Source organism: Pseudomonas xantholysinigenes, from assembly GCF_014268885.2.
Classification (GTDB): domain Bacteria; phylum Pseudomonadota; class Gammaproteobacteria; order Pseudomonadales; family Pseudomonadaceae; genus Aquipseudomonas; species Aquipseudomonas xantholysinigenes.
In genome coordinates, this window is the sequence record NZ_CP077095.1 from 1,785,791 (window position 1) to 1,808,968 (window position 23,178).

The 23,178-nt window shown below is 64.1% G+C and carries 21 protein-coding genes, 1 tRNA gene and 1 pseudogene; 12 read left to right on the plus strand and 11 right to left on the minus strand.

The annotated features are described in order from the left end of the window. The 5 genes from HU772_RS08095 to HU772_RS08115 all read right to left on the minus strand — a co-directional run bounded on the left by HU772_RS08095 (window position 1) and on the right by HU772_RS08115 (window position 3,327). Window positions 1–621: a response regulator transcription factor gene (locus HU772_RS08095; protein ID WP_186661884.1), complete on the minus strand. Its 621-nt coding sequence runs from the start codon at window positions 619–621 to the stop codon at window positions 1–3. A gap of 278 nt (window positions 622–899) precedes the next feature. Next, on the minus strand, window positions 900–2,231 hold the full coding sequence (locus tag HU772_RS08100) for a deoxyguanosinetriphosphate triphosphohydrolase (RefSeq protein ID WP_186661883.1): 1,332 nt from the start codon (window positions 2,229–2,231) through the stop codon (window positions 900–902). Between the two features lie 77 nt (window positions 2,232–2,308). Then, a complete protein-coding gene (locus tag HU772_RS08105) occupies window positions 2,309–2,635 on the minus strand; it encodes a hypothetical protein (RefSeq protein ID WP_186661882.1) in 327 nt (108 codons plus the stop codon). Beyond that, the gene (locus HU772_RS08110; RefSeq protein ID WP_186661880.1) at window positions 2,632–3,006 is read right to left on the minus strand and encodes a phage holin family protein; all 375 of its coding nucleotides are present in this window, start codon (window positions 3,004–3,006) and stop codon (window positions 2,632–2,634) included. The genes HU772_RS08105 and HU772_RS08110 overlap by 4 nt, the downstream gene beginning before the upstream one ends. Before the next feature lie 9 nt (window positions 3,007–3,015). After that, on the minus strand, window positions 3,016–3,327 hold the full coding sequence (locus HU772_RS08115; protein ID WP_186661879.1) for an ElaB/YgaM/YqjD family protein: 312 nt from the start codon (window positions 3,325–3,327) through the stop codon (window positions 3,016–3,018). Window positions 3,328–3,620: 293 nt separating this feature from the next. On the opposite strand from HU772_RS08115, the gene HU772_RS08120 reads away from it, so the two are divergent. The 4 genes from HU772_RS08120 (at window position 3,621) to HU772_RS08135 (ending at window position 6,449) form a co-directional block, all read left to right on the plus strand. Beyond that, window positions 3,621–4,829: an ammonium transporter gene (locus HU772_RS08120; protein WP_186661877.1), complete on the plus strand. Its 1,209-nt coding sequence runs from the start codon at window positions 3,621–3,623 to the stop codon at window positions 4,827–4,829. Between the two features lie 72 nt (window positions 4,830–4,901). Next, window positions 4,902–5,138 (plus strand): glutaredoxin family protein, encoded by a 237-nt coding sequence (locus tag HU772_RS08125; protein ID WP_134693163.1) that lies wholly within the window; start codon window positions 4,902–4,904, stop codon window positions 5,136–5,138. 67 nt (window positions 5,139–5,205) lie between these two features. Beyond that, window positions 5,206–5,514 (plus strand): transcriptional regulator, encoded by a 309-nt coding sequence (locus HU772_RS08130; protein ID WP_186661874.1) that lies wholly within the window; start codon window positions 5,206–5,208, stop codon window positions 5,512–5,514. Window positions 5,515–5,564: 50 nt separating this feature from the next. Then, window positions 5,565–6,449, plus strand: coding sequence for a pseudouridine synthase (locus HU772_RS08135; protein WP_186661911.1), 885 nt, complete (start codon window positions 5,565–5,567; stop codon window positions 6,447–6,449). Window positions 6,450–6,555: 106 nt separating this feature from the next. Here the strand turns inward: HU772_RS08135 and HU772_RS08140 are convergent, their stop codons facing one another. The 3 genes from HU772_RS08140 to acnA all read right to left on the minus strand — a co-directional run bounded on the left by HU772_RS08140 (window position 6,556) and on the right by acnA (window position 12,063). Beyond that, window positions 6,556–8,121: a methyl-accepting chemotaxis protein gene (locus HU772_RS08140; protein ID WP_186661873.1), complete on the minus strand. Its 1,566-nt coding sequence runs from the start codon at window positions 8,119–8,121 to the stop codon at window positions 6,556–6,558. Window positions 8,122–8,316: 195 nt separating this feature from the next. Beyond that, the gene (locus tag HU772_RS08145; RefSeq protein WP_186661871.1) at window positions 8,317–9,093 is read right to left on the minus strand and encodes a CPBP family intramembrane glutamic endopeptidase; all 777 of its coding nucleotides are present in this window, start codon (window positions 9,091–9,093) and stop codon (window positions 8,317–8,319) included. A 228-nt stretch (window positions 9,094–9,321) separates the two neighbouring features. Further along, the gene (acnA, locus tag HU772_RS08150) at window positions 9,322–12,063 is read right to left on the minus strand and encodes an aconitate hydratase AcnA (RefSeq protein WP_186661869.1); all 2,742 of its coding nucleotides are present in this window, start codon (window positions 12,061–12,063) and stop codon (window positions 9,322–9,324) included. A gap of 219 nt (window positions 12,064–12,282) precedes the next feature. Here acnA and rlmM point away from each other — a divergent pair, with 219 nt between their 5' ends. From rlmM to pdxB, 3 genes are all read left to right on the plus strand, one after another. Then, window positions 12,283–13,341 (plus strand): 23S rRNA (cytidine(2498)-2'-O)-methyltransferase RlmM, encoded by a 1,059-nt coding sequence (rlmM, locus tag HU772_RS08155; RefSeq protein ID WP_186661868.1) that lies wholly within the window; start codon window positions 12,283–12,285, stop codon window positions 13,339–13,341. Between the two features lie 87 nt (window positions 13,342–13,428). Beyond that, window positions 13,429–13,671: a sulfurtransferase TusA gene (tusA, locus tag HU772_RS08160; protein WP_186661867.1), complete on the plus strand. Its 243-nt coding sequence runs from the start codon at window positions 13,429–13,431 to the stop codon at window positions 13,669–13,671. Between the two features lie 46 nt (window positions 13,672–13,717). Further along, entirely contained in the window at window positions 13,718–14,860 is a 1,143-nt protein-coding gene (pdxB, locus tag HU772_RS08165; protein ID WP_186661866.1) for a 4-phosphoerythronate dehydrogenase PdxB, read from the plus strand. A gap of 105 nt (window positions 14,861–14,965) precedes the next feature. On the opposite strand, the gene HU772_RS08170 is transcribed toward pdxB, so the two are convergent. Continuing rightward, the gene (locus tag HU772_RS08170) at window positions 14,966–15,133 is read right to left on the minus strand and encodes a PA1571 family protein (RefSeq protein ID WP_186661865.1); all 168 of its coding nucleotides are present in this window, start codon (window positions 15,131–15,133) and stop codon (window positions 14,966–14,968) included. 250 nt (window positions 15,134–15,383) lie between these two features. Between HU772_RS08170 and HU772_RS08175 the strand changes: the two genes are divergently transcribed. The 4 genes and pseudogenes from HU772_RS08175 (at window position 15,384) to mqo (ending at window position 21,876) form a co-directional block, all read left to right on the plus strand. Next, complete coding sequence (locus tag HU772_RS08175; RefSeq protein WP_186661864.1) at window positions 15,384–17,147, plus strand: ABC transporter transmembrane domain-containing protein; 1,764 nt, start codon at window positions 15,384–15,386, stop codon at window positions 17,145–17,147. 875 nt (window positions 17,148–18,022) lie between these two features. Next, a pseudogene (locus tag HU772_RS25215) lies at window positions 18,023–18,133 on the plus strand (hypothetical protein); the annotation flags it as partial. A 228-nt stretch (window positions 18,134–18,361) separates the two neighbouring features. Beyond that, window positions 18,362–19,066, plus strand: a complete 705-nt coding sequence (locus HU772_RS25220) for a methyl-accepting chemotaxis protein (RefSeq protein WP_437182429.1) — start codon at window positions 18,362–18,364, stop codon at window positions 19,064–19,066. A gap of 1,241 nt (window positions 19,067–20,307) precedes the next feature. Then, a complete protein-coding gene (mqo, locus tag HU772_RS08185; protein WP_186659786.1) occupies window positions 20,308–21,876 on the plus strand; it encodes a malate dehydrogenase (quinone) in 1,569 nt (522 codons plus the stop codon). A 188-nt stretch (window positions 21,877–22,064) separates the two neighbouring features. Here mqo and HU772_RS08190 read toward each other — a convergent pair. Both HU772_RS08190 and HU772_RS08195 read right to left on the minus strand, forming a co-directional pair. Further along, a tRNA-Pro gene (locus HU772_RS08190) sits at window positions 22,065–22,141 on the minus strand. An 81-nt stretch (window positions 22,142–22,222) separates the two neighbouring features. Further along, the gene (locus HU772_RS08195; RefSeq protein WP_166888784.1) at window positions 22,223–22,444 is read right to left on the minus strand and encodes a YgdI/YgdR family lipoprotein; all 222 of its coding nucleotides are present in this window, start codon (window positions 22,442–22,444) and stop codon (window positions 22,223–22,225) included. Between the two features lie 178 nt (window positions 22,445–22,622). Here HU772_RS08195 and moaB point away from each other — a divergent pair, with 178 nt between their 5' ends. Then, window positions 22,623–23,162, plus strand: coding sequence for a molybdenum cofactor biosynthesis protein B (moaB, locus tag HU772_RS08200; protein WP_186659787.1), 540 nt, complete (start codon window positions 22,623–22,625; stop codon window positions 23,160–23,162). The last annotated feature ends 16 nt before the right edge of the window (window positions 23,163–23,178 follow it).

The window sequence follows — 23,178 nt, forward strand, 5'->3', positions numbered from 1 at the left end:
TCAGACCAGTGCGTTGCGCTTGGCGACTTCGATGAGTTCCACCAACGTATTGGCCCGCAACTTGTACATCAGGCGTTTCTTGTAGGTACTGACGGTTTTGCTGCTGAGGAACATACCCTTGGCGATTTCCTTGTTGCTGCGCCCTTGGGCGAAGAGTTGCAGGACCATGAGTTCACGGTCGTTGACCTGGCGGAACAGTTCGAGCTCCTGGCTGCTGCTCGATGGCAGTGGGCTAAATGCCTGGCTGGGGAAATAGTTGTAGCCGGAGAGCACAGCTTTTATCGCACTGAGCAGTTCGCTGAGGTCTTCCTGCTTGCACACATAGCCTGCCGCGCCGGAATGCATGCAGCGCACGGCGAACAATGCCGGTGACTGCGCCGTGAGCACCAGGATCTTGAGGGGAGTGGCCATGGCCTGGAAGCGGGACAGCACTTCCAGGCCATCGAGCTTGGGAATACTGATATCGAGCACCACCAGGTCTGGCATGGTTTCGCGAATCATCTGCATGGCGTCCACACCATTGTCAGATTCACCTGCGATCGCATACCCCTGATTTTCCAGCAACATCCGTATGGCCAGGCGAATGACGGGATGATCATCGACAATAAAGACGGTTTGCATGTTCAACATTCCCTGCTGTTCGGTGAAATCAGCAGGCACATTAACGCAGTTGAATCACTGTCGGCAGGCGATACGTTGCCAAAACATAGATATAGGAATTGGCTTACAGGGTATGAGAGGTATTGCTACGAGTTGTGTGGAAGTTGGATGTTTTAACTAAGGAATTTATGCGTGTGGCGTATTGTTTAAGTGGTGATGTTTAAATTTTATATGGATATGTAGGAACATTCCTTTCAAGCGCATACGTGGTGGCGAAGTGATCGCCACCACGACGGTGTTCATTTCGGGCTTGAACGGCCGGTCATCTCCAGGGCCATCTCGCTGGCAAAGCTGTCGGTCATGCCGGCGATGAAGTCGATCATCCGCAGGAAGGCACAGTGTAACGAGCCATGAGGATCGGGGGCATTGTTGCCGATCAGGTCGAGCACGCGCCTGCTCTTGAACGAGGGCGTGCGGCCGCCGTGTTGCTCCAGGGCCGCGCCACAGAAGGTGTTGAGCAGAATTTCAAGGGTGGTGTAGGCGCCGATCTCGTGCAGGGTCTTGCGCTTGTCCTGGAAGATCTTCTTGCGCGCCATGTCCTTGGCCTGCAACACACAGCGTTGCGCCGGGCCATGCATGTGCTCGACCAGATCACCTGGCAGGCGGCCGCTGAGCAGTGCCTGCTGTTGCTCGACGAAGGCTTGCGCGGCGGCGTTGGTCAGGTGCTCGATGGCCTTGCCGCGCAGAATCGCCAGCTTGCGCCGGCGTGACTCGCCGGGGCCGAGCTGGCGGTAGGTCTCCGGCAGGTCGTCACCCACCAGGTCGAGCAACAGTGCCTCGACTTCGCCATAGTGCAGCAGGTCCATTTCCAGCCCGTCCTCAAGGTCGATCAGGGCGTAGCAGATATCATCGGCGGCCTCCATCAGGTACACCAGCGGGTGGCGTGCCCAGCGCTGGTGTTCGAGTTGCGGCAGGCCAAGCTTGCCGGCGATCTGCTCGAGCAGGCCCAGTTCGCTCTGGTAGCAGCCGAACTTGTGTTTCTTGTAGCCCAGCGCGTCGGCATGGCGGGCTGTCCACGGGTACTTGAGATAAGCGCCGAGGGTGGCGTAGGTCAGGCGCATGCCGCCGTCGAACTGGTGATACTCCAGCTGGGTGAGCACGCGAAAACCCTGGGCATTGCCTTCGAAATTGAGGAAGTCGGCGCGTTGGTCGTCGCTCATGTCGTCCAGCCAGCCACGCCCGGCGGCCTGTTGGAACCAGTGACGGATGGCGTCTTCGCCGGAGTGGCCGAACGGCGGGTTGCCGATGTCGTGGGCCAGGCAGGCCGACTGCACGATCATCCCCAGGTCGCTGGGCTCGCACCAGTCCGGCAGGCTGGCGCGCAGGGTTTCGCCGACGCGCATGCCAAGGGAGCGGCCGACGCAACTGACTTCCAGTGAGTGGGTGAGGCGGGTGTGGATATGGTCGTTGCTGGACACGGGGTGGACCTGGGTCTTGCGTCCCAGGCGGCGGAAGGCGCCGGAGAAGATCACCCGGTCGTGGTCCTTGTGAAAGGGGCTGCGGCCAAGCTCTTCGGGGCTGTAGAGGGCCTTGCCGAGGCGTTCGCGGGTCAGCAGGGTGTGCCAGTCCAAGGCGTGTTCTCCCATCGTTGAGTCGGCATAGCTTCCGGTGTCCGGCGCGTGCGCGCAAGCGCCGCGCGCCGGCTTGTTCAGGGGCGGCGGCCGTTGAGGAACAGGCGGATCAGCGGCACCAGGCTGGTGCCTAGCCGGACCAGGCGCGTGAGGTTGCCGCTGCGCACGCCCTTGCCGGTGAGAAAGCCCAGCGCGACCACCGCGCCGATGCCCCACAACGAGCCGTGCTTGACCCCGAGTCCTTCGCCGAACGAGCTGCCCATGCCGCGCAGGCGGCGGACCGGTTCGAGCATCTGCCCGGATTCGTGGCGGATTTCCTGGCGATGCATTTCCATGCGCAGGCGCAGCAGGGCCTTGCGCAGCTCCCGTGGGTTACGGGTGTTGGGGAGTTCGGGCAGGCTCATGGCAGCAGGCGCTCCCGGTCCTTGGCCAGCTCTTCGAGCGTGGCGTTGAAGGGCGAGGACTCATCGAATACCGCAGCTTTCAGGCGCAGCGCGCAGTACAGCGCGGCAACGCCATAGAACACGCACAGGCCGATGATCCCGGCCAGCCGGTAGCTGTCCCACAGCAACACCAGCACCAGGCCGGAAAGGGCGGTCAGCAGCAGCAGGGCGAACACCAGTGCCAGCCCCGCGAACAGCAGCAGGCTCAGGGTGCGCGCCTTTTGCTCCTGCAGCTCGATGCCGAACAGCTCGATATGACTGTGCAGCAGGCCAAGCATCGCCGCGCCCAGGCGCCTGCCGGAAGCACCGGCGCCGATGGCGTCGTTATCCATGAAGGCTCCTCAGCGCTTGGCCAGCAGGCCGATCAGCAGGCCGACACCGGCGGCGATGCCGATGGCCTGCCAGGGGTTGTCCTGCACGTACTGCTCGGCGCCGCCGAGGGCGGCCTGACCGCGCTGGCGCACGGAGTCCTGGGTGAGCTGCAGGGTTTCACGGGCCTGCACCAGACGCTCGTGGATCTGCTCGCGCAGCTCGTCGGCCTGGTCGCCGGCCAGGTTGGCGGTGTCAGCGAGCAGTTTCTCGGTGTCGCGGACCAGGGCCTGGAAGTCAGCCATCAAAATGTCTTGTGCAGTCTTTGCCGATTTGCTGGCCATGGATGGGCCTCTCCCTGTGGATGTGTGTGGCTATTTCGAGTGAGCGAGTGCGCCGAAGGTTCAGCGCGATGTGCTGGTACAGCGCTTGCTAATAGCTCTGCGCTGAATGTGCCGCATGTCGTGCGCCACCTCGGCGGATACCGATAAACCTTAACCCAATCCACGACAAACCCAAGAAAAAACCACGCAGGCGCCGCCCGGTTCAGCGAAACGGGGCAGGGGCCTGGCACTGATTCGGTGCAAGGATGCCGGCTCTTGAACTGTCCTGGTGCCTTTTTGCAGGTCTGCCTTTTATGGAAAACACGCTCAGCGCGATGGACTCCCTGGTCCATGGCTCCAACACCTTGTTCATCCTCATGGGGGCGATCCTGGTCCTGGCCATGCACGCCGGCTTCGCCTTTCTGGAAGTCGGGACCGTGCGCCATAAGAATCAGGTAAACGCCCTGTCGAAGATCCTCAGCGACTTTGCCGTCTCGGCGTTGGTGTACTTCTTCGTCGGCTACTGGATCGCCTACGGCGTGAGCTTCCTGCAGCCGGCCGCGGTGCTGGCCGGCGACCATGGCTATGCGCTGGTCAAGTGCTTCTTTTTGCTGACCTTTGCCGCGGCAATCCCGGCGATCATTTCCGGTGGCATCGCCGAGCGGGCGCGTTTCGTCCCGCAGTTGTGCGCGACGGCGCTGATCGTGGCGTTCATCTACCCGTTCTACGAGGGGGTGGTGTGGAACGGCAACCTGGGCTTGCAAGCCTGGTTGCAGGCGCGCTTCGGTGCACCGTTCCATGATTTCGCCGGCTCCGTGGTGGTGCACGCCATGGGCGGCTGGTTGGCGTTGGCGGCAGTGTTGCTGCTGGGCGCGCGCCGTGGCCGTTATCGTGACGGACGCCTGGTGGCGTTCGCGCCGTCGAGCATTCCGTTCCTGGCGCTGGGTTCGTGGATCCTGATCATTGGCTGGTTCGGCTTCAACGTCATGAGCGCGCAGACTTTGCAGGGGGTAAGCGGACTGGTGGCGATCAATTCGCTGATGGCCATGGTCGGAGGCACCTTGTCGGCGCTGGTGGCCGGGCGCAACGACCCGGGCTTCCTGCACAACGGCCCGCTGGCCGGGTTGGTGGCGGTGTGCGCGGGCTCCGATCTGATGCACCCGATTGGCGCGTTGGCAACTGGTCTGGTGGCCGGTGGGTTGTTCGTCTGGTGCTTCACCGCGGCGCAGAACCGCTGGAAGATCGACGATGTGCTTGGTGTGTGGCCGCTGCACGGCCTGTGTGGCGTGTGGGGCGGTATCGCCTGTGGCGTGTTTGGCCAGGCAGCCCTTGGCGGGTTGGGCGGCGTCAGCCTGGTCAGCCAGTTGCTGGGTAGCCTGGCCGGGGTGTTGCTGGCACTGGCCGGTGGCTTTGTCGTGTACGGCCTGATCAGGGCGTTGTTTGGCCTGCGTTTGAATCACGAGCAGGAATTCCAGGGCGCGGACCTGGCACTGCACCGGATTGGCGCCACCAGCCAGGATTGAGGCAGGTCAGGTGCGCGATGGCGGGGGCAGGCCTAGAATGAGCATCCATTCATGCGATTGACGGATATCGGCATGCTCCCCGAAACCCAACTGTTCGGCACCCTGGGGTGCCACCTGTGCGAAGTGGCCGAAGCCCTGCTGATGCCGTTCGTCGAGCACGGCCTGCTGGTCGAACTGGTCGATATCGCCGACAGCGAGGCGTTGTTCGAGCGCTACGGCCTGAGCATCCCGGTGTTGCGTCGCTGCGACACCGGCGCTGAGCTGGGCTGGCCGTTCGACGCCGAGCAGGTGGTGGCTTTTCTTCGTTGAACCGCACATTGACGGCAGGGTGGATCGCTCCGTATGCTGTATATAAATACAGTATCGAGGTGACGCCATGCTCAATGTCGAGCAACTCAAGTACAGCATCAACCACATGTCTCCCGAGCGTGTGTGCGACGCCGTGCTGGAACTGCGCCTCGACGGCATCGTCACCGACGAGCGCACGCCCTTCGGCAAGGTCCACTTCAACACCTGCTTTGCTGAAATCGAAGCGCTGTTCCAGCGCGCCGGGTTTCATCGTCCGCTGGACGTAGTGGGCTACCAGGGGCTGAGCTACGCGCTCTACGATCCTGGCCGCTGGGATGCGGTGCAGGTGCTGCGCTGGCTCAAGGCGCGCTGCGAGCCGGCCTGCGAGGCTGGTTGAGGCACGCAGGGTGGGGGATAATGCCCGCCCCTGAAGAGCCGAGCCCGCCGATGACCACGCCTTTCGATCCTGCCCGCCAGCAAGCCAGTACCGTATGCCTGCCGCCGGGGGTCTGGGCGACGGTGCTCGATTGCCTGTGTGATCACTTCAAGGGTATTTCCCGCGAACAGTGGCTCGACCGCTTTGCCCGGGGCCGGGTGCTCGATGCCCAAGGCCAGGCCATCGTGGCCGAACTGCCGTATCGACGCGGCATGCGCCTGCATTATTTTCGTGAAGTGGCCAACGAGAAGGTGATACCGGTGCAGGAGGAGATTCTGCACATCGACGAGCACCTGGTGGTGGCGGACAAGCCGCATTTTCTGCCAGTCACACCCACTGGCGAGTATGTCGAGCACACGCTGCTGCGCCGCCTGATCCGACGTCTGGACAACCCACACTTGGTGCCACTGCACCGCATCGACCGACACACAGCCGGGCTGGTGTTGTTCTCGGCCAACCCGCACAGCCGTAGCGCCTACCAGCGGCTGTTCCCCGAACGGCGCATCGACAAGCATTACCAGGCCATTGCCGCGGCCCTGCCGGAGCGGGCGTTTCCGCTGGTGCATCGCAGCCGTCTGGTGCATGGCGAGCCGTTCTTTCGCATGCATGAGGTCGAGGGGGCGGACAACAGCGAGACTCACGCCTGCGTGCTGGAGAAAAATGGCGAGCTGTGGCGCTACGGCCTGTCGCCGGTGACCGGCAAGACCCATCAGTTGCGAGTGCATATGGCGGCGCTGGGCGCGGGGATCTGCAATGACCCGTTTTACCCGCAGTTGCTCAACGAGCAGGACGATTATGCGAAGCCTTTGAAGTTGCTGGCCCAGAGCCTGCGTTTCGAGGATCCGTTGACGGGCGAGATGCGCTATTTCGAAAGCCGCTTGAAGTTGGACTGGTAAAGGCCAGTTCCACGTCCTTGCCAGGCTTCGCAGCAGGGGATGGTGACTACCAACTCGGTCGTTGTGGGCGCCAGCAAGGCTGGCGCCTACAGTCTGTCACCGCTGTTCAGCGGTTGAAGCGTTCCACCAGCGAGTACTGGGTACCCGCGGTGCTGGTCAGCTCCTCGCTGAGCAGCGCCGAGCGCTGGGCCTGGCCGGAAGTCTGGTCGGCCAGGTCGGCGATGGTGCTGATGTTGCGGCTGATCTCCTCGGCCACCGCGGACTGCTCCTCGGTGGCGGCGGCGATCTGGGTCGCCATGTCGGTGATATTGGCCACCGCTTCGCTGATACCCACCAGCGCCTGATCCGCCTCCATCACCCGCTCGACACCTTCCTGGGCCTGGCGATGACCGGTTTCCATGGTCTGCACTGCGTTGTTGGCGGTTTGTTGCAGCTTGGCGATCAGGGTGTGGATCTGCCCGGTGGACTCGGCGGTGCGTTGCGCCAACTGGCGAACCTCGTCGGCGACCACGGCGAAGCCACGGCCCATCTCGCCGGCCCGTGCCGCCTCGATGGCGGCGTTGAGCGCCAGCAGGTTGGTCTGGTCGGCGATGCCCTTGATCACATCGACCACGCCGCCGATTTCGTCGCTGTCCTTGGCCAGTTGGGTGACGGTCAGCCCGGTCTCGCCCACGGCGGCGGACAGCCGCTCGATGGCGTCACGGGTCTCGCCGGCGATGTTGCGGCCCTGGCTGGTCAGGCGATTGGCTTCCTGGGTGGCGTCGGCGGTGCGCTGGACGTGGTTGGCCACTTCCTGGGTAGTGGCGGCCATCTGGTTGACGGCGGCGGCAACCTGTTCGGTTTCCACGCGCTGGCGCTCCAGGCCCGAGGAACTCTGGTGGGCGAGGGCATCGGACTGGCGCGCCTGGTCGCTGAGCTGCTCGGCGCTGTCCTGCAGGCGGGTCAGGCAGGTCTTCATCCGCGCGTCCTGGCTGAGCATGGCCATTTCCAGGCGCGCCTGGACGCCGCGGCTGTCGGTGTACATCTGCGCGATCAGCGGGTCGGAGGTGGTCTGCTCGGCCAGGCGCAGCAGGCGCTTGAGCCCGCGTTGCTGCCAGCTCAGGCCCAGCAGGCCCAGCGGTACCGACAGGCCGGCGGCCAGGGCGAAGCCCCAGGAGTGGCCCAGCCAGTTGCCAATCAGGAAGCCGACCTGGCTGATCAGGATGAACGGCAGCCAGTCCTGCAGCACCGGCAGCCACTTGTCGCGCTTGGGAATCGCCGACTTGCCCTGGTTGATACGCTGGTACAGCGCCTCGGCGCGGCGAATCTGCTCGGCGGTGGGCTTGACCCGCACCGACTCGTAGCCGACCACCTGGTTGTTGTCGAAAATCGGCGTGACGTAGGCATTGACCCAGTAATGGTCGCCCGACTTGCAGCGGTTCTTGACGATGCCCATCCACGGCAGGCCCTGCTTGAGGGTCTGCCACATGTGGGCGAACACCGCTGGCGGCACGTCAGGGTGGCGCACCAGATTGTGGGGGGCGCCCATCAGGTCCTCGCGGGAAAAACCGCTGATTTCGATGAAGGCATCGTTGCAGTAGGTGATCACGCCTTTGGCGTTGGTGGTGGAGATCAACCGCTGCTGGGCAGGGAAAGTCCGTTCTCTCTGGGTAATCGGCTGGTTGTTACGCATTGGCTGTTCAATCCGCAAGGCTTTCGACAGGTATCGGCAAGCCTCTGGTTTTATTGAATGAATAATTAACTGCCTTTGATCTGGCGCAACAGGCACGAGTCACGCCTGGGGTAGCGCGTCAATCGCGTAAGTTGCCGCCAATATTGCAGTTTTCTTTATAGATGATGACGAATAGGTCCGATCATGACCGATTGTTCAATTCGGGGCCAGCATCGGGTAGCTGAAAGCAGCGAAGTGCGCCAGGTTGACGCAGGTGTGGCACAGCACGGCGGCGGTAAGGCCACCATGGCGATAGGCCAGACCATACCCCACCCCGGCCAGGGTGGCCAGGTAGAACCATTGCCAGCCACCGGCCAGGTGCGCCAGGCCGAACACCAGTGCGGCCACCAGCAACGCCAGCCCTTCATGCTTGAACAGACGTTGCAGGCCGCCCTGGATATAGCCCCGGAACAGCAATTCCTCGGTCAGGCTCACCAGCAGCAGGTTGTTGGCCAGCCATAGCCAGGCCTGTTCCGGCCACTTCGGCGCCCAAGCGACCAGGCCCAGAGCCCAGGCGCCGCCGAGGCAGGCGAGCAGGGTCAGTGGCAGGATCAGCGTCAGGCTCATGACCAGGCCGCGCCCGCGCAGCATCACCAGCCAGGGGCAGGCCAGCAGCAGCCACAGGCCGATCAGCGGTTTGTCGAGGTTCAGGTACATCGAGAAAGGCACCGCGCCTTCGCTGAGCACCGCCTTGTCGATCACCCGGGCGCCGTGGAAGCCGGGTAGCCAGTGCAATGCCAGGGCGATGGCGAGGACGATGAACAGCAGGTGGCCGAGGGTCTGTTGCCAGCGTACCTGGCGCCGGGCCAGTAGGGCGCAGCAGAACAGGGTCAACAAGGCGGGCAGGGCGGCCAGGCCGAGGCTGCCGTGGGTCAGTGCGAGGGTGTAGCCGAGGCCGAGCAGGAGCAGGGCGATCCAGTGGGGAAGAGGCATGAGGTGTCCTTGAGCCGGTGAGTCCGTGGAGGGTAGGACTTACCCCATGGCCTTCAGGACACTTGGATGTTTGCGCGCCTGGGCGGGTAATGCCGGGACCGCGATGCGGTCCTTTCGCGGCACAAGTCCGCTCCAGGACGACGCGGTCCCTGTAGGAGCGGCCTTGTGCCGCGAAAGGACCGTAACGCGACCCCGGCAATCTTGAATTGGAAAGGGATGGGCCCAGCCTTATCCTGCGATCAATTGCCGCAGCACATAATGCAGGATCCCCCCCGACTTGAAGTATTCCACCTCATTGAGGGTATCGATCCGGCACAGCACCTCGATCTGCTCCTGACGCCCGTCCTCGCGGGTAATGCGCAGCGGCAGGCTCATGCCCGGACGAATCTGCCCGTCGCCAAGTCCCAGCACATCGATACGCTCCTTGCCGGTCAGCCCCAGGCGCTTGCGATCATTCCCGGCTTTGAACTGCAAGGGCAACACGCCCATGCCGACCAGGTTGGAGCGGTGGATACGCTCGAAACTTTCCGCCAGCACCGCCTTGACCCCCAGCAGGTTGGTGCCCTTGGCCGCCCAGTCGCGGCTGGAGCCGGTGCCGTACTCCTGCCCGGCGATCACCACCAGCGGCGTGCCGTCCTGTTGGTAGCGCATGGCGGCGTCGTAGATCGACAGCTTCTCGCCCGTGGGTACATACAGGGTGTTGCCGCCTTCCTCGCCGCCGAGCATTTCGTTGCGGATGCGGATGTTGGCGAAGGTGCCGCGCATCATCACTTCGTGGTTGCCACGGCGCGAGCCGTAGGAGTTGAAGTCGCGCGGTTCCACGCCCTTGCCGCGCAGGTAGCGGCCGGCCGGGCTGTCGGCCTTGATGTTGCCCGCCGGGGAGATATGGTCGGTGGTCACCGAGTCGCCGAGCAGGGCGAGGATGCGCGCGCCCTGGATATCGGCGATCTCTGGCAGCGGCCCGCCTATGTCGTCGAAGAACGGCGGGTGCTGGATATAGGTGGAGTCGTCCTGCCAGACATAGGTGGCCGCCTGCGGCACCGCGATGGCCTGCCACTGCGCGTCGCCGGCGAAGACCTCGGCGTATTCCTTGTGGAACATGCCGGTGGCGACTTTGCCAACCGCCTCGGCGATCTCCTGCTGGCTTGGCCAGATATCGCGTAGATACACGGGCTTGCCGTCCTTGCCGGTGCCCAGGGCATCCTGGGTCAGGTCGACGCGCACGCTGCCGGCCAGGGCGTAGGCCACCACCAGCGGTGGCGAGGCCAACCAGTTGGTCTTGACCAGCGGGTGCACCCGGCCTTCGAAGTTGCGGTTGCCCGACAACACCGAGGCGACAGTCAGGTCGGCGCTGCCGATGGCCTTTTCGATCGCTTCGTCCAGCGGCCCGGAGTTGCCGATGCAGGTGGTGCAGCCATAACCGACCAGGTCGAAGCCGAGCTGGTCGAGGTATGGAGTAAGGCCCGCGGCCTTGTAGTAGTCAGTGACGACCTTGGAGCCGGGAGCGAGCGAGCTCTTCACCCAGGGCTTGCGTTGCAGGCCTTTTTCCACGGCTTTCTTCGCCAGCAGCCCGGCAGCCATCATCACGCTGGGGTTGGAGGTGTTGGTGCAGGACGTAATGGCGGCGATCACCACGGCGCCGTCGCGCAAGGTGTGGGTCTGGCCGGCATGGCTGTAGTCGATTTCGCCGGCCTGGTCGGCATTGCCCACCGCCACGCCACCGCCGCCTTCGCTTTCGAGGCGGCTGACGTCCTTGGCCAGCGGCTTGGGCTGCAGTTCGATGAAGTTGGCGAAGGCCTGGCGCACCTCGCCGAGGGCGACCCGGTCTTGCGGACGTTTGGGCCCGGCGAGGCTGGCTTCGACCTCGTGCATGTCCAGCGCCAGGGTGTCGCTGAACAGCGGCTCCTGGCCAGGCAGGCGCCATAGCCCCTGCGCTTTGCAGTAGGCCTCCACCAACTGCACGGCCTCTTCGGGACGACCGGACAGGCGCAGGTAGTCGAGAGTCACTTGGTCCACCGGGAAGAAGCCGCAGGTGGCGCCGTATTCAGGCGCCATGTTGGCGATGGTGGCGCGGTCGGCCAGCGGCAGGTCGGCCAGGCCGTCGCCATAGAACTCGACGAACTTGCCCACCACACCCTTCTTGCGCAGCATCTGGGTGACGGTCAGCACCAGGTCGGTGGCGGTGATGCCTTCGCGCAGCTTGCCGGTGAGCTTGAAGCCGATCACCTCGGGGATCAGCATCGACACCGGCTGGCCAAGCATCGCCGCCTCGGCCTCGATGCCGCCGACGCCCCAGCCGAGCACGCCGAGGCCGTTGATCATGGTGGTGTGCGAGTCGGTGCCGACCAGGGTGTCGGGGAAGGCGTAGGTGCGGCCGCCTTCTTCGCGGGTCCACACCGTGCGCCCCAGGTACTCGAGGTTGACCTGGTGGCAGATGCCGGTGCCCGGCGGTACCACGCGGAAGTTGTCGAAGGCGCTCTGGCCCCAGCGCAGGAAGGCGTAGCGTTCGCCGTTGCGCTGCATCTCGATGTCAACGTTCTGGGTGAAGGCGCTGGGGCTGGCGTAGCGGTCGACCATCACCGAGTGGTCGATCACCAGGTCCACCGGCGACAACGGGTTGATCCGTTGAGGGTCGCCGCCGGCCTTGGCCATGGCCGCGCGCATGGCCGCCAGGTCGACCACCGCCGGCACGCCGGTGAAGTCCTGCATCAGCACCCGTGCCGGGCGGTACTGGATCTCGCGGTCAGAGCGACGTGCCTGCAGCCACTGGGCGAGGGCGCGCAGGTCGTCGCCGGTGACGGTCTTGCCGTCTTCCCAGCGCAGCAGGTTTTCCAGCAGGACCTTCAGCGACATGGGCAGGCGCTGCAGGTCGCCGAGCTGGCGCGCGGCATCGGGCAGGCTGAAATAGTGGTAGGCGCGGTCGGCCACCTGGAGGGTCTTGAGGGTTTTCAGGCTATCGAGCGAGGGCATTTACTACTCCTTGTGCTCCGGTGCCCGGCGATTGCGGGGCGCTCGCCGGTGTCACCGCTCTGGACCGGTCCGCACGGCACGGACCTGGCTGAACAGTCAGGTTAGACCGGTTTGCCCGACCTGACCCTTTTCTGGACCGATGGGGCGTGTCGCAGGTTCCGATCTTCCTTTATCATTCGCCGCCCTGGCGCCACCTGCGCCAGTGATGTGGAGTGAGAAATGAATACCCTGTTCATGCATTGCCGGCCCGGCTTCGAGGGCGAGGTCTGCGCCGAAATCAGCGAACATGCCGCTCACCTGGGCGTGGCTGGCTATGCCAAGGGCAAGCCGCAGAGCGCTTGCGCCGAGTTCGTCTGCACCGAGCCCGACGGGGCCGAGCGCCTGATGCGTGAGCTGCGCTTCGGCCAACTGATCTTCCCGCGCCAGTGGGCGCGGGGCGCCTTCGTCGAGCTGCCCGAGAGCGACCGTATCAGCGTGCTGCTCGAGCACCTGGCCGAGCTGCCGGTGTGCGGCAGCCTGTGGCTGGAGGTGCTCGACAGCAACGAAGGCAAGGAACTGTCGACCTTCTGCCGCAAGTTCGAGGTGCCACTGCGCAAGGCGCTGGAGAAGGCCGGCCGGCTGGTGGATGACGCCCGTCGTCCGCGCCTGCTGCTGAGCTTCATCAGCGGTCGTCGGGTGTTCCTCGGCCTGGCCGAAGCTGACAATTCGGCACTGTGGCCGATGGGCATCCCGCGCCTGAAGTTTCCCCGCGAGGCGCCCAGCCGTTCGACCCTCAAACTCGAGGAGGCCTGGCACCAGTTCATTCCGCGCGAACAATGGGATGCGCGCCTGAACGACGACATGACCGGTGTCGACCTCGGCGCCTCGCCGGGTGGCTGGACCTACCAGCTGGTCAAGCGTGGCATGCTGGTGACGGCCATCGACAACGGCCCGATGGCCGAGAGCCTGATGGACACCGGGTTGGTCACCCACCTGATGGCTGACGGTTTCACCTGGCAGCCGAAGCGCACCGTGGACTGGATGGTCTGCGACATCGTCGAGAAGCCCGCGCGCACCGCGTCGCTGATCGAGACCTGGCTGGGCGAGGGGCTGTGCCGCGAGGCGGTGGTCAACCTTAAGTTGCCGATGAAGCAGCGCCATGCCGAGGTGCGCAAGTTGCTCGACCGTATCGAGGCGGGGTTCAAGGCACGCAAGGTGAAGGTATCGATTGCCTGCAAGCAGCTGTACCACGACCGTGAGGAAGTGACCTGCCACCTGCGTCGGCTCGACCTGAAATAACCCCCGGCAGGCGCCGGCAACGCTGGCGCCCTGGGAGACGTGGGCTTGCCGATACGGCACAATGACGATCATTTTGCGGAGTTTTTCATGACCGATTTCACCCACGACGCGATCCTCGACGCCACCGGCCTGAACTGCCCGGAGCCGGTGATGATGCTGCACAAGCATGTGCGCGAGCTGGCCGGCGGTGGCGTGCTCAAGGTGATCGCCACCGACCCCTCGACCCGCCGCGACATCCCCAAGTTCTGTGTCTTCCTCGGCCACGAGTTGCTCGGCCAGCAGGAAGAAGCCGGTACTTACCTGTACTGGATCCGCAAGAAGGCCGACTGAGCCGCGGCGATCGCGCTACACTGCGCTCCCCAGACAGGAGAGCGCCATGCTGATCGTTGCCGACGAAAATATCCCGCTGCTCGATGCCTTCTTTGCAGGCTTCGGCGAGGTTCGCCGTTATCCTGGGCGAGCCATCGACGCCGCCTGTGTGAAGGATGCCGATGTCTTGCTGGTGCGCTCGGTGACTCGCGTCGACCGGCAACTGCTCGAAGGCAGCCGAGTGCGCTTTGTCGGCACGTGCACCATCGGCACCGATCACCTCGATCTTGAGTATTTTGCCCAGGCAGGCATCCACTGGAGCAGCGCGCCGGGTTGCAACGCCCGTGGCGTGGTCGACTACGTACTGGGCAGCCTGCTGACCCTGGCCGAGCTCGAAGGCGCCGACTTGAGCCGCAAGGTCTATGGCGTGGTGGGTGCCGGCGAGGTGGGTGGGCGCCTGGTGCGGGTGCTGCATGGCCTGGGCTGGAAGGTGCTGGTGTGCGACCCGGTGCGCCAGGCGAGCGAGGGGGGTGATTTTGTCGATCTGGAGACGATCCTCGCGCAGTGCGATGTGATCAGCCTGCACACGCCGCTGCAACGCGGCGGCGAACACCCGACCTGGCACCTGCTCGACGCGTCGCGCCTGGCGCGGCTGCGTGCCGGGGCCTGGCTGATCAACGCCAGCCGCGGCCCGGTGGTCGACAATGCGGCGCTGCGCGAACTGCTGCTCGACCGCGAAGACCTGCATGCGGTGCTCGATGTGTGGGAGGACGAGCCCCGGGTCGACCTGCAACTGGCCGACCTGTGCACCTTGGCCACGCCGCATATCGCTGGCTACAGCCTGGACGGCAAGCAGCGGGGCACGGCGCAGATCTATCAGGCGTTCTGTCGTTGGCGTGGTGAAGCCGAGCAGGTGAAGTTGGCCGATCTGTTGCCGATGCCATCGTTGGCGCAGATCGAGTTCGATGCCGGCGCGGAACCGGCCTGGGCATTGGCCACCTTGTGTCGGGCGGTGTACGACCCGCGGCGTGACGATGCCGACTTCCGACGCAGCCTGAGTGAGGAGGTCGCCGAGCAGCGCGCCGCGTTCGACCGCCTGCGCAAGCATTATCCAGTGCGCCGGGAGATCGAAGGGCTGGCAGTGCGCGTGCGCGGTGAAGCGCCGCAGCTGGCGCAAGTGGTCAGCGCCTTGGGTGCGGTCCTGGCGTAGCCCCGTCCCTCGACCCTGTTGCCTGGTTCGCCGGCAAGCCGGCTCATGCAGATACCCATCGACAAAAAACCCGGCACCAGGCCGGGTTTTGCTGAATAGGGGGTTTCAGCCCTGCTTGACCTTCTCGACCCGACTTTGCTCCAGATCCTTGCAGGCCTTCTGGATCATCTGCTCGGTGATCGGGATCTCGCGCCCCTGGGCGTCGATGATCGAGCCGCATACCTGAGGCTGCTTTTGGGTTTTGGGCTGATCGGTGCTGCGTTGCAAGCTCATGTCCTGTCTCCTCATCAGGTTCAAGCTCAAAGGTACCGCCGCGTCGTGACTGGCCTGTGACAGCTCCTGCGGCATCACGACAGCCACAGTCCACCAGAAAGCGCGGCAAAGCTCCAGTGACGCATTAGACCGAATGGGCATAGGTACCGCGGCACTGGCCTTAGCTGCGACGGCGTCGCATTCCGGGGAGTTCCGCCTGGGTGGACGAGTGGTAGGCTTGGCAGGGTCTTCCTGCCAAAAGCTGAGCGCCATGCCTGATCCGATGTCCTCCCGCCAGCGCCGCGCCCTGCACCTGGGCTGGCGATTCATCCGCCCCTATCGCCAGCGGGCCTTGCTGGCCCTGCTGGCGCTGGTGGTCACCGCCGCCATTACCTTGTCCATGGGCCAGGGCATCCGCCTGCTGGTCGACCAAGGCTTCATGACCGGCTCGGCACATCAGCTCAACCAGACCATCGGCCTGTTCCTGCTGCTGGTCATGGCCCTGGCGGTGGGTACTTTCGCGCGCTTTTACCTGGTGTCGTGGATCGGCGAGCGCTGCGTGGCCGATATCCGTCGCGCGGTGTTCGACCACCTGATCGGCTTGCATCCGGGCTTTTTCGAAGACAACCGCAGCTCGGAAATCCAGTCGCGGCTGACCGCCGACACCACCTTGCTGCAGGCGGTGATCGGTTCATCGCTGTCGATGTTCCTGCGCAACGCCTTGATGGTGATCGGCGGGGTGGTTCTGTTGTTCGTCACCAACCCCAAGCTGACCAGCATCGTGGTGCTGGCGCTGCCCCTGGTGCTGGCGCCGATCCTGCTGTTCGGGCGCCGGGTGCGCAGCCTGTCGCGGCAAAGCCAGGACCGGGTGGCCGATGTCGGCAGCTATGTGGCCGAAACCCTGGGGCAGATCAAGACGGTGCAGGCTTACAACCATGAGGCGCGCGACCGTGCGTTGTTCGGCGAGACGGTTGAGGCGGCGTTTGCCGTGGCGCGTCGGCGCATCGCCCAGCGGGCCTGGTTGATCACCCTGGTGATCGTGCTGGTGCTGGGGGCGGTGGGGGTGATGCTGTGGGTCGGCGGCATGGATGTGATTGCCGGGCGCATCTCTGGCGGCGAATTGGCTGCCTTCGTGTTCTACAGCCTGATCGTCGGCAGCGCTTTCGGTACCCTGAGCGAGGTGATTGGCGAACTGCAGCGGGCCGCCGGTGCCGCCGAGCGTATCGCCGAGCTGTTGGCCGCGCGCACGGCGATCCTGCCGCCCGCGCAGCCGGTGTCGTTGCCGGGCGCCCGCAGCCTGGGCGCGATCGAACTGCGCGAGGTGCGCTTTGCCTATCCGTCGCGACTGGGCACGGCGGCCATTGACGGGCTGAGCCTGCAGGTGCAGCCGGGGCAGACCGTGGCGTTGGTCGGGCCCTCGGGGGCGGGCAAGTCGACGTTGTTCGATCTGCTGCTGCGTTTTCATGACCCGCAGACTGGGGAGATCCTGCTCGATGGCCAGCCCATCACTGGGCTCGACCCTGCCGAGTTGCGCCGTCAGTTTGCCCTGGTGGCGCAGCAGCCGGCGCTGTTTCGCGGCACGGTGGCGGCCAATATTCGCTACGGCCGCCCCGAAGCCAGCCAGGCCGAGGTCGAGGCGGCGGCGCGCAGCGCATATGCCCATGAATTCATCGTGCAACTGCCCGAGGGCTATGAGACCCCGCTGGGCGAGGGCGGTGTCGGCTTGTCCGGCGGCCAGCGCCAGCGCCTGGCGATTGCCCGGGCCCTGCTACTGGATGCGCCGATCCTGTTGCTGGACGAAGCCACCAGCGCGCTTGATGCGCAGAGCGAGCATCTGATCCAGCAGGCACTGCCGCCACTCATGGCCGGGCGTACCACCCTGGTGATCGCCCACCGCCTGGCGACCGTGCAGCATGCCGAGCGCATCGCCGTGATTGATCAAGGGCGCTTGGTCGCGGTGGGCACGCACCGCCAGTTGATCGACGAAAGCCCGTTGTATGCGCGCTTGGCGGCGTTGCAGTTCACCAGCGGCTGAGAGCTGACTAGCTCCGATTCGCCAAGCTGGCGCACCTCCCATAGGTTTGCAGATCGACATCGTCGGCGTTCGCCAGCAAGGCTGGCTCCTACGGCGTTAGGATCGGCCAGGAGTGTTGTCTTCGATTTGTAACAATTTTGTAGCAATTGCCTGAGAGTATGGCTTTCAACTGTTGTGCAAGTGCTCTACCTGGCTGCTATCGATCGATGGCAGCTTTTTTTTGGCCAGCGAACGAGGACAAGGATGTCTGCCGGCGGCGTGGTTGTGCGCCGTTTCCTTCCCTCCTTGTTCCGAGACCCGCGATGTTGCGTAAATCCCTCAGAGTGCAAATCCTCACCTTGCTCGGTGCCAGCCTGGCGGCGATCCTGCTGATCGCCCTGGTGTGCTTCCAATTCCTGTCGTCCAGTGTGCGCGGCTATGCCGAGCTGGTGGATGGCCCGTTGCGAGCCTCGCAACTGATCGACGAGGCCAACCTGCAGTTCAAGATCCAGGTGCAGGAATGGAAGAACGTGCTGTTGCGTGGGCGCCAACCGGCGGAGCTGGACAAATACTGGCAGCAGTTCCAGGCCCGCGAGCAACAGGTGCAGCAGTTGCTGGGGCAGTTGGCCGAGGGTAGCGAGCCGGCGCTCAAGGCACGCCTGGAGCAGCTCAAGGCCAGCCACCGGCAGTTGGGGGCGGCTTACGAGCAGGGCCGCCAGGCATTCCTGGCGGCGGGGGGCGATCCTGTGGCTGGCGACTTGGCGGTAAAAGGTGTGGATCGCGCCACCAGTGACCAGATGAGCGCGCTGGTCGAGCAGTTGCGCGGCGATGCCCAAGTGCGCGCCGAGGTCATCAGTGCCACCGCCGAGCGCACGGTGTGGTTGGGTGTGCTGGTGATGCTGGCTTCGGCGGTGCTGGTCGGGTTGTTCAGCCTGTGGTTGGTCAACCGCAGCCTGGTCGAGCCGATCCGTGAGTTGATCGATTATGTCGCCCAGCTCAGTCAGGGCCGTTTCGGCGCGCGGGTCGACAGCCGTCGCGAGGACGAGCTGGGCCGGCTGGCACTTGCCGCCAACACCCTGCGCGATTTCCTCGCCGATACTGTTGGCCGGCTCAAGGACAACGCCGATGAGCTGGAGAACGCCAGCGGCAAGCTGCGAGGCGTTGCCAGCGACATGGCCCATGGCACCCAGGACCAGTTCCAGCGCACCGACCAGGTGGCCACGGCGATGCACGAGATGTCCGCCACCGCGCAGGAAGTCGCCCGTCATGCCGCTGACGCCGCAAGGGCGGCGGATGAGGCAGACCACAGTGCTCAGGTGGGTGAGCAGGTGATGCAGCAGACCATCGACATCATCGCCGTGGTCAACCGCGAAATCGCCGGCACCGCGGTGGTGATCCGCCACCTGGAGAATGACAGCACGCGTATTGGCAAGGTGCTCGAGGTGATTCGCGGGATTGCCGAGCAGACCAACCTGCTGGCGCTTAACGCCGCCATCGAGGCGGCCCGGGCCGGCGAGGCCGGGCGTGGGTTCGCGGTGGTGGCCGATGAAGTACGTAGCCTGGCTCAGCGTACGGCGGCGTCGATCGCCGAGATTCACCAGATCATCGAGGCGGTGCAGTCGGGGGCGGTGGAGGCGGTCAAGGCTATCGAGAGCGGCCAGCAGCGTAGTGAGGAGGGGGGCGAGCAGGTGCAGCAGGCTGGGCTTATGCTGGGGCGTATCACCACGGCGGTGGAGGCGATTCGCGACATGAATCGACAGATTGCCACGGCGGCGGAGGAGCAGACCAGTGTGGCGGAGGACATTTCGCGTAACCTGGTCGAGATTACCCGGATCGCCACGGCCAACCAGGAGGCGGTGCGGCATACCGAGGAGGCTGGGCAGCGATTGCATGGGCTTTCGGGGCAGCTTGGGGAGGTGACTTCGCGGTTGAGTGCTTGAAGGGGGCTCTTTGATCTCTGATCTGGTGTGGTTGGTTTTGAAAGTCGTATGCGCATTCATTTGCGATGTCGACGCATAGTCACCTTTCTGCCCTTACGGCCAGCCCTTTCAAGGTGTTGAGAATTGGCGTCCGACTTAGAATTTCGCGACACAAGGCCGCTCCTACAGGGCGGCACGGTCACCTGTAGGAGCGGCCTTGTGTCGCGAAAGGGCTGCAACGCAGCCCCGGCAATCTTGAATTGAAGCGGCCACATCCGAAAAAACGCAAAGACCTTGAAAGGGCTGGCCCTTACGGCGGGTTACTTTGGTCGTAACTCACCGTCCGCGGCCAAAGTAACCAAAGCCGTGGCGCTCCATTCATCCGTCCCGCTCGTGGCGGGATTCCCTCACTCCGGTCTTGCTCCCGGGAGGACCGCGCTGTAGGGCCTATCCTGGGCCCCAGCGCTTGACGGGCATCCATGCCCGTCACCTCCCTCCGCAAGGCCTGCGTTCGGCCTCCTGAAGTCGCGAAGTTAGGGGCGGCGCCTGGACTGGCGCAGCTGTCGCTAGTTGCATGTCTGTGATCTTCAGGGCCCTTTCGCGGGCAAGCCCGCTCCCACAGGAGAGTGGTGGAAGTTGAACATCTGCATAACCCTGTGGGAGCGGGCTTGCCCGCGAAAGGGCCGGAACAGTCAATATTCAAATAACTGCCAGAAATCAATTTAAAGCTTCCGCTCTTGCTCTTGCTTCTAAGCGCGCAATAGTTCAGGCGCCACCAATTGCGACTTCAGGAGGCCGAGCGGAGTTCTTGCGAAGGGAGGTGACGGGCATGGATGCCCGTCAAGCGCTGCGCCCCAGGATGGGGCGTTCAGCGCGGTCCTCCCGGGAGCAAGAACGTAGCGAGGGGACCCCGGAGCGCAGCGTAGGGGCCGGATGAACGGAGCGGAACGGTTTTGCCTACTTTTGCCAAGACAAAAGTAGGCCGCCGTAAGGGCGGAAAGGTGCCTAAAAGTCGCTATCGTCTATGAATGAGCATACAAAAATAAAAACAATAGCCCCAGCCCCAGCCCCAGCCCCAAATCCCAAACCCACAAACCTCAGGCAGGGGGAAACCCGCCATCAACCCCACGCCCTTCCAGCCCCCTGTGGCGGTTTGTCGCCATGCTCCGATCACCTCCCACCCATGAACACGGCCCCAACCCCAGTTGGCACGCTCTTCGCTATCGCCCCCGGCGCCAACACCTCATAACCGGATAGACCCAATGAAGAAATTCCTGCTGACGCTCCTGTGCCTGGGCGTCATCGGTTGCTCCAAACCCACCGAACCCGAGAAGACCGTCGACGTCCTGCTGATCGGCGGCGGTATCATGAGCGCCAGCCTCGGTACCTACCTCACCGAGCTGGAGCCCGGCTGGAAGGTAGACGTCTACGAACGCATGGACCAGGTCGCTGAGGAAAGCTCCAACGCCTGGAACAACGCCGGCACCGGCCACTCTGCTTTCTGCGAGCTGAACTACACCAGCGAAGGCCAGGACGGCAGCATGGATATCAGCAAGGCAGTCAACGTCAACGAACAATTCGAGGTGTCCAAGCAGTTCTGGGCCTATCAGGTCGAACAGGGCGTGCTCAGCAACCCGCCTTCGTTCATCAACAACGTGCCGCACATGAGCTTTGTCTGGGGCGAGGAGAACATCGCCTTCCTGCACAAGCGTGTGGATGCGCTGCAACACAGCGCGTTGTTCCGCGGCATGGAGATTTCCGAGGACCACGAACAGATCCGCAAATGGGTACCGCTGGTGATGGAAGGCCGTGACCCGGGGCAGAAGGTCGCCGCCACGCGCATGGCCATCGGCACCGACGTCAATTTCGGCGAGATCACCCGGCAGCTGTTCGCCTCGATGACCCGTAACCCCAACGTCTCACTCCACCTGCGCCATGACGTGCGCGATATCAAGCGCAACGACGACGGCACCTGGAATGTGGTGGTAGCGGACTTGGCCAACGGCGGTCGCGAATCCGTGGTGAAGAGTCGCTTCGTGTTCATCGGCGCCGGTGGCGGCGCCCTCAAGTTGCTGCAGAAGTCCGGCATCCCGGAGGCCGAGGGGTATGCCGGCTTCCCTGTTGGTGGCCAGTTCCTGATGACCGCCAACCCGGACCTGGTGGCCCGCCACACCGCCAAGCTGTACGGCAAGGCCTCGGTCGGCGCGCCGCCGATGTCGGTGCCGCACCTGGATACGCGGGTAATCGATGGCAAACAGGTGCTGCTGTTCGGGCCGTTCGCGACCTTCTCCACCCAATACCTCAAGCACGGTTCGCTGCTGGACATGTTCGCCGCGCTGACCACCCACAACATCAGCCCGCTGCTGCACGCCGGTCTCGACAATATTGACCTCAGCACCTACCTGATGGGCCAGCTGATGCTCAGCTTCGACGACCGCATGGCGGCGTTGCGCGAATATTTCCCCAACGCCAAGGGCGAGGACTGGACGCTGTTGCAGGCCGGCCAGCGCGTGCAGGTGATCAAGAAGGATCCCGAGCACGGCGGTGTGTTGCAGTTCGGTACCGAAGTGGTGGCCGCGCAGGATGGCAGCATTGCCGCGCTGCTGGGGGCCTCGCCTGGCGCCTCGACCGCTGCGCCAATCATGCTGAGCGTGCTGGAGAAGACCTTCAAGGACCGCATCAACAGCCCTGAGTGGCAGGCCAAGCTCAAACAGATCGTGCCGAGCTACGGCCAGAAGCTGAACAATGACCTGGCGCTGACTAACCAGATCCGCGAGTGGAGCAGCGCGCGCCTGCAGTTGCTGTACGTGCCGGTGCCGCCGCAGGCCTGACCCTGCAAGAACCGGTCACGCTGATGTGCAAACCTGTGGGGGCGAGTTCGCCCGCGAAGGGCTGCAAAGCAGCCCCAATTGGCTTAACTGACCGGCATTAGGGTCAGCCCGCCGCCACAGGCATCGCGGCAAAGCCAGGTTTATCGCAGGCAACAAAAAGCCCGCGCAAGGCGGGCTTTTTTTGGATTTGGTCGGAGAGACAGGATTCGAACCTGCGGCCTTCTCGTCCCGAACGAGACGCGCTACCTGGCTGCGCTACACTCCGATTGCCGAAATGTACTGCATCGTTTTTTTCAACGCAACCCCTTGTTGCAAAAAGGAGTTGCGCTGAAATGCAGGGCCTGGATCACAGCTCCTTGACGGTACGGATCTGGTCCTTGTTGATACGGGTGCGCTTGCCGTCAAGCTGCTCGAATTCGTAGAAACCGGAGTCGTCGTCGTACTTCGGCGTGTCCACCGCCTGGATTTCGCGGCCGTCGTTCAGGGTGATGACGGTGGGCGAGGCGCAGCCGGCGAGGGCGCCCAGGCCCAGGGCAAGCAGAAAGGCGGGAAGGGTCCGTTGGATCATCGTGTTTCTCCAGTGCAATGGTGCTAGATGACATTAAGACGCAGGGCGTCCACGCAAGTTCCTTGCAAAGTGCAGCATAGCGCCATCGCCGGGACATTGACCAAGAACAACGGCGGGCGCCGTCGCCAGTGCCCTGTGATATAACAGCGCACATTCCCCTCCCGCGTGACGGACCCCTATGAAAGCCAAGGCTGATACCCCCTTCGTGCCGTTGAACATCGCCGTGCTCACGGTCAGCGACACCCGTACCTTCGATACCGACACCTCTGGCCAGCTGTTCGTCGATCGCCTGGGCGCGGCCGGCCACCGCCTGGCTGCACGGGTACTGCTCAAGGACGACCTGTACAAGATCCGCGCCCAGGTCGCCACCTGGATCGCCGACGAGCAGGTGCAGGTGGTGCTGATCACTGGCGGCACCGGTTTCACCGGGCGCGACAGCACGCCGGAAGCGGTCGCCTGCCTGCTGGACAAGCAGGTCGAGGGCTTCGGCGAGCTGTTCCGGCAGATCTCGGTGGCCGATATCGGCACCTCCACCGTGCAGTCTCGCGCCCTGGCCGGCCTGGCCAACGGCACCTTGGTCTGCTGCCTGCCAGGCTCGACCAACGCTGTGCGCACTGGCTGGGATGGCATCCTCGCCGAACAGCTGGACAGCCGCCATCGTCCGTGCAACTTCGTGCCGCACTTGAAGCAGGCGGCGGCCTGTGACAGCCGTGGCTGAGGCAGGCCGGCCACTG